The sequence below is a fragment of the Polynucleobacter sp. 39-46-10 genome (genome assembly GCF_002282275.1).
This window is the reverse complement of record NZ_NCJB01000487.1, coordinates 1-1,332: the sequence shown is the minus strand read 5'-3', so window position 1 is coordinate 1,332 and position 1,332 is coordinate 1. Positions and strand designations below refer to the sequence as shown.

Annotated in this window: 3 protein-coding genes; 1 reads left to right on the top strand and 2 read right to left on the bottom strand. The window is 43.3% G+C overall.

The window, feature by feature from the left end; all coding sequences use genetic code 11:
• A partial coding sequence (locus B7X71_RS17040; RefSeq protein WP_293601616.1) for a redoxin domain-containing protein occupies positions 1-195 on the bottom strand: 195 nt, incomplete at its 3' end.
• Positions 196-283: 88 nt separating this feature from the next.
• On the opposite strand from B7X71_RS17040, the gene B7X71_RS17035 reads away from it, so the two are divergent.
• Positions 284-1,051 carry an AraC family transcriptional regulator gene (locus tag B7X71_RS17035; RefSeq protein WP_293601615.1) on the top strand — a complete coding sequence of 256 codons (768 nt, stop codon included), beginning with the start codon at positions 284-286 and terminating at the stop codon, positions 1,049-1,051.
• Between the two features lie 84 nt (positions 1,052-1,135).
• Here the strand turns inward: B7X71_RS17035 and B7X71_RS17030 are convergent.
• Positions 1,136-1,332: hypothetical protein (locus B7X71_RS17030; RefSeq protein WP_293601614.1), on the bottom strand; the 197-nt coding region annotated here is incomplete at its 5' end.

The window sequence follows — 1,332 nt, the reverse complement described above, 5'->3', positions numbered from 1 at the left end:
TTTAACGCCACGCTTTTCAAACTCAGGGACTAAGCGTCCTAGCTCTAATAAATACTTCATACATATAGGGCAATGCAAACCACGATAAAACACTATTAATGTGAAATTCTCAGCGGCATCATTGGCCACATCAAAAGTGCCATGATTCAAGGTGGGTACGCTTAATGCAGGAGTGGTTTGACGGGGTATCAGCACAGAAAACCTCTTCTTAAAAGTTATGAATTTTGATTATTGCTGATTAAATGCAACAATGTGTCCATATTTATTTGCTTTTAGTACAAATATGCCCACTCCCAATCTAGATCGACTGTCCGCCCTTCTGCAAGGGCTTGCCCCGCGAGTGTCACTTAATGATCAGCCTGTCGGATTTGGCTTGCATATCCTGGTTGATATAAATCCACAAAAACTAGGCTCTTCTTTAGAGAATATGGTGCTACTCGTATGCCCGGCCCTTGATGATATGGTTTTGCCACCGCATGCAAAGAAGTGGATGAGCTTTGAGGTTGAACTAGATGGGCCATTGGCACCCATGTTTTTATCGGAGTTTTCAGAACAGCTTTTAATTAACTTAGAAAATGCAGACGCTTCACTCACTCAAATTGTGCGTTTAATTTCAAGTGAAATGGCAGCCACCAGATGTGGACAGCCTTTATTAATTAATCGGGCTGGAGATATTTTGCTGATTGGCTTGCTCAGGCATTTGGTTGCTCGGCCACAAAAAACTACTGGCCTATTTAGCGCTTTAGCCAATCCAAGAATTGCCAAAACCCTTGTTGCTATCCATGAGGACGCATCCAAGAACTGGTCTCTAGATGCCCTTGCTCTAGAAGCAGGTATGTCGCGTACATCGTATGCCCATCAATTTAAGAAATTGATGCAAATAACGCCCGGCAAATACATAGAAAGAATTCGGCTGAATTTAGCTCATAGACTCATTGTCGATGGCATAGGTTTAAAGCAGGCGGCACGTCATACAGGTTATTCAAGTGCATCTACCCTCTCGCGCGCAATGAGCCGCCTATCAATTAGAGAAAAATGCGCTAAAACCTAGAAGCAATTAGATTTGCAGGAATTTACTAAGTTCAAATAGCCCCTTAGTAAAAGGGAGGCGAGAATACTTGGGGCCCTAGATAAGCTATTCGCCAACAGTGGATTGAACTTGACCAGTTTTAATCCACTGAATAACTGCTTTTGTAGCGGCCTCTTCCCTGCCCCCCATCGAATGTAGGTGCGTTCCACCACATATGTCCCCCGTACCCTCACCGCCTTTTACTGTTATCAAATTATTTTTAGAATATGCCACAACAGTTGCATAAGGGGTATGGGAGCACT

Bases quoted from the DNA above. Each gene is read 5' to 3' on its own strand.
- B7X71_RS17035 (WP_293601615.1), top strand. From the start codon at position 284: ATGCCCACTCCCAATCTAGATCGACTGTCCGCCCTTCTGCAAGGGCTT.